Source organism: Agrococcus jejuensis (assembly GCF_007679035.1).
Lineage (GTDB): Bacteria > Actinomycetota > Actinomycetes > Actinomycetales > Microbacteriaceae > Agrococcus > Agrococcus jejuensis_A.
The window spans coordinates 1-4523 of record NZ_VEFR01000009.1; the positions used below are offsets into that span (position 1 = coordinate 1).

The window sequence follows — 4523 nt, forward strand, 5'->3', positions numbered from 1 at the left end:
GCGGGCACGTCGCGTGGTCTCGTGACGGCTGCAGCCTTCGGCTGCGGCCTCCTCGACCAGCTGTTGAGGAGGCGCGCCCTACCGAGGACTCGGCGGAGCGCTACTCCCCTAGTCGCCCCAGCAGCTCGTCGACGCGGATGCCGATGCGGTCGCGCAGCGTGCGCACGGCACCCGAGCCGAGCCCGGCGGGGTCCTCGAAGTCCCAGGCCTCGATGCGTTGCCCGTCGTGCAGCGCAGGCGCGTCGCACAGCATCGTCACGACGACGTCGGCGCGCGACAGCACCTCGGGCGTGAGCGGCTTCGGGAACCCGGGATGCGCGACGCCGACCTCGGCGAGCGCATCCGCCACCGATCGCAGCACCGTCGAGACGGGCCGCACGCCAGCCGACGACACGAGCACGGGCGCGCCCGAGGTGCGCACGAGCGCCTCGGCGAGGATCGACATGCCGTCGTTGCGCGTCGACAGGAACAGCACGCGCGGCACGCCGGGCGAGACCGTGGCGTCGAGGGCGTCGAGTCGCGCCGCTGCGAGGTCGACGGCGCGCTGCTGCAGTCGCTCGTGGCTCGCGTCGATCGCGGCGAGCAGGTCGCGGGAGTGGTGCACGAGCGTCGTCACGGTGCCGGCGTCGAGCGTCGGGTGCGCATCGACGAGCGCCACGGCGGCGTCGTCGAGCGACACGGGCTCGTCGCCCCGCCTGCCCCGCCTGCCGCGCATGCCTCCCAGCATGGCCTAGCCCTGCCCCATGCGCGCCGCGTCGACGTCGGCCTCGTCGGGCGCGTGCCGCTCGAGGAAGTCGTACAGCTCGGCGTCGTCGACGCCCGGGAACGTGCCCGACGGCAGCGGCGCGAGCGTGTGCTGGTGCATGCGCGCCGAGGCCCACGCGTTGGATCGCCAGCGGTCGGCGATCTCGGGCGCCGGCTGCGAGCAGCACGTCTCCGCGGGGCAGCGCGACTGGCTGCGACGCTGCGTCGACGAGCCGCGGAACCACTTCGCCGTGTCGAAGGGCACCCCCACGGTGATCGAGAACTCGCCGTCGGTCCCCGTGCCCGTCTGCGACGAGCACCAGAAGGTGCCCGACGGCGTGTCGGTGTACTGGTAGAACTCCGTGGTGCGCGACGCGCGGTCGAAGGCCGTGCGGGCGGCGAAGTGCCTGCACACGACCTGCCCCTCGATCGCGCCCGACGCATCCATCGGCAGCGGCAACCCGTCGTTCTCGTAGGCGCGCATGAGCGCGCCATCGTCGCCGACGCGGAGGAAGTGCACCTGCAAGCCGAGGTCGACGGTCGCGAGGTTCGTGAACCGCATCGCGGCCGACTCGTGCGTGACGCCGAACGCGTCGCGGAAGTCCTCGACGGCGATGTTGCGCTCCTGCTTCGCGCGCCGCAGGTACTCGACCGACGCCGTGCGCGGCATGAGGGTGGCGGCGGCGAAGTAGTTGATCTCGAGCCGCTGCTGCAGGAACTCGCGGTACGACGTCGGCTCCGAGTGGCCGAGCAGGCGGTGCGCGATGGCCTGCAGCGCCATGGACCGCAGGCCGTGCCCGCCGGGGATGGATGCCGGCGGCAGGTAGATGCGGCCGTGCTCGAGGTCGGTGACCGAGCGCGTCGAATGCGGCAGGTCGGTGACGTAGACGAGCTCGAACCCGATGCGCGTGGCCATGTCGGCGACGGCGCGGTGCGTGAGCGCGCCGCGCTCGTAGCCGACGGCCGCGAGCTGCTCCTCGGCGAGCGCGTCGAGCTCGGGCATGGAGTTGTCGGCCTGCTGCATCTGCAGGCGGATGGCGGTCGAGTCGCGTCGCGCCTGCTCGGGCGTCGCGATCGCCTCGCGCGAGCGGCGGTCGAGCTCGCGCTGCAGGCCCACGAGGGAGCGCAGCACCTCGTCGGGCATCGTCTTCGACGCGCGCACGTGCGGCAGGCCGAGGCGCGAGTAGACCGCGCCCTCCTGCAGACGCTGCAGCTCGAGCTCCATGCGCGAGCGCTCGGTGGGCGGCTCCTCCGACAGCAGGTCGGTCGTCGTCACCTCGAGCGCGGCCGCGATGGCCTGCAGCTGCGAGAGCCTCGGCTCGCGCTTGCCGTTCTCCATGAGCGACAGCTGGCTGCCCGCGAGACCCACGAGGTCGCCGAGCCCGTCGAGCGTGAGACCCGCGCGACCGCGGTAGTGCCGGATGCGGTGGCCGAGGACTGCAAGATCGCTCACACCGGCATCGTAGCGAAAGAAGCGCCGAAGATTCACTCCGCAAGTGCGCGATTCGGCCGGAAAGTCGGCGCAAGGTGGAAGACATGACGATCCTTCCTCCGCCTCCGACGGCCAGCGCCTCCGCAGCGAAGGCCGCGCGCACGCTCATCGGCGCCCCCGACGGCACCGCCCCGTCGGTCGTCGAGTGGGTCGCGAGCGTCGCCCGCCTCACCGAGCCCGCCCACGTGCAGTGGTGCGATGGCACCGACGCCGAGTTCGGCGCGCTCGTCGAGACGATGCTCGAGGCCGGCACGATCGTGCCCGTGCCGGCGCGGCCCGGCAGCTACCTCGCGCGCAGCCACCCGGACGACGTCGCCCGCGTCGAGGACCGCACCTTCATCTGCTCGGTCGACGACGAGGATGCGGGCCCCACGAACCACTGGCGCGACCCCGAGTCGATGCGCGAGACGCTCGGCGGGCTCTTCCAGGGTGCGATGCGCGGCCGCACGATGTACGTCATCCCCTTCTCGATGGGCCCCGTCGGCGGCCCCATCTCGAAGCTCGGCATCGAGCTCACCGACTCCCCCTACGTCGTCGCGAGCATGCACGCCATGACCCGCGTCGGCACGAACGTGCTCGACGCGATCGCCGCGGGCGAGGACTGGGTGCCCGCCGTGCACTCCGTCGGCGCGCCGCTCGCCCCCGGCCAGGCCGACACCTCGTGGCCGTGCAACCCGACCAAGTACATCTCGCACTTCCCCGAGACGCGCGAGATCTGGTCGTTCGGCTCGGCATACGGCGGCAACGCCCTGCTCGCGAAGAAGTGCTTCGCCCTGCGCATCGCCTCGGTGCAGGCGCGCGACGAGGGCTGGCTCGCCGAGCACATGCTCATCGTGCGCATGACGCACGAAGACGGCCGCCGCCTGCACCTCGCGGCCGCCTTCCCGTCCGCGTGCGGCAAGACGAACCTCGCGATGCTCAAGCCCTCCATCCCGGGCTGGAAGGTCGAGACGATCGGCGACGACATCGCCTGGATGCGCACGGGCGCCGACGGCCGTCTGCACGCCATCAACCCCGAGAACGGCTTCTTCGGCGTCGCTCCCGGCACGTCGGAGTCGACGAACGCGACCGCGATGGCGATGCTCGACCGCGACACGATCTTCACGAACGTCGCGCTGACCGACGACGGCGACGTGTGGTGGGAGGGCATGACGAAGCACGCGCCCGAGGGCCTCACCGACTGGCGCGGCGAGCGCTGGACGCCCGAGTCGGGTCGCCCCGCGGCGCATCCGAACGCGCGCTTCACGGTGCGTGCGACGCAGTGCCCCTCGCTCGCCGAGGACTGGGATGCGCCCGAGGGCGTGCCGATCGACGCGATCGTGTTCGGCGGTCGCCGTCCCACGCAGGTGCCGCTCGTCATGCAGGCGCGCGACTGGGAGCACGGCGTCTACGTCGGTGCGACGATCTCGAGCCAGCAGACCGCTGCTGCCGAGGGGCCCGTGGGCGCCATCCGTCGCGACCCGTTCGCGATGCTGCCGTTCTGCGGCTACGACATGGGCGACTACTTCCGCCACTGGCTCGACATCGGCCAGCGCCTGGGCCGCAACGCGCCGGCGATCTTCAGCGTCAACTGGTTCCGCCGCGACGCCGACGGCGGGTTCCTGTGGCCCGGGTTCAGCGAGAACGCGCGCGTGCTCGAGTGGATCGCGGGCCGCGTCGCCGGCACCGCCGACGGCGTCGACACCGCGATCGGCGTGCTGCCGACCGACGGCGCGCTCGACGTGTCGGGCCTCGACCTGCCCGAGGGCGTGCTCGACGAGCTGCTCGCGGTGGATGCGCCCGCGTGGCTCGCGGAGCTCGTCGACGTCGATGCCTTCTTCAGCCAGTTCGAGCGCCTGCCCTTCGGCCTGCGCCGCCAGCTGAACCACGTGCGCTGGCGCCTCGAGCAGCAGACGGCCGTCGAGCCCGACGCCGTGCTCGCCGCCGCCTAGGCGCAGCGCCCGCAAGACCCGAAGCCCCGACCGCGCGACACGGTCGGGGCTTCGCGGTGCCTGCCCCGGATCCGCGCGCTCGTCGAGCGACGTCCTCGCAGCTGGTCGAGGAGGCCCCGAGCCGAAGGCGAGGAGCCGTCACGTGACCACGCGACGCACCCGCCCGACGCGACCATGCGCGTGGCTGAGCAGGAGCGGCCGTCGCGCGGTCTCGTGACGCGTGCTCGCCCTTCGGGCTCGCGCGCTCCTCGACCAGCTGGTGGGGAAGGTGCCGTCCCCGTCTTCCTCGTCGTCCTCCTTCCAGCTGGTCGAGGAGGCCCCGAGCGCAGCGAGGAGCCGTCACGAGACCACGCGAC

General features: G+C 72.6%; 3 protein-coding genes. 1 reads left to right on the top strand and 2 read right to left on the bottom strand.

Annotated elements, in window-relative coordinates:
- Positions 1–100: 100 nt before the first annotated feature.
- Positions 101–715, bottom strand: a complete 615-nt coding sequence (locus FS793_RS15825; protein WP_186329567.1) for an arsenate-mycothiol transferase ArsC — start codon at positions 713–715, stop codon at positions 101–103.
- A 15-nt stretch (positions 716–730) separates the two neighbouring features.
- Positions 731–2197, bottom strand: a complete 1467-nt coding sequence (locus tag FS793_RS15830) for an XRE family transcriptional regulator (protein ID WP_144722125.1) — start codon at positions 2195–2197, stop codon at positions 731–733.
- An 83-nt stretch (positions 2198–2280) separates the two neighbouring features.
- Between FS793_RS15830 and FS793_RS15835 the strand changes: the two genes are divergently transcribed.
- Entirely contained in the window at positions 2281–4167 is a 1887-nt protein-coding gene (locus FS793_RS15835; protein WP_144722127.1) for a phosphoenolpyruvate carboxykinase (GTP), read from the top strand.
- Positions 4168–4523: the final 356 nt, after the last annotated feature.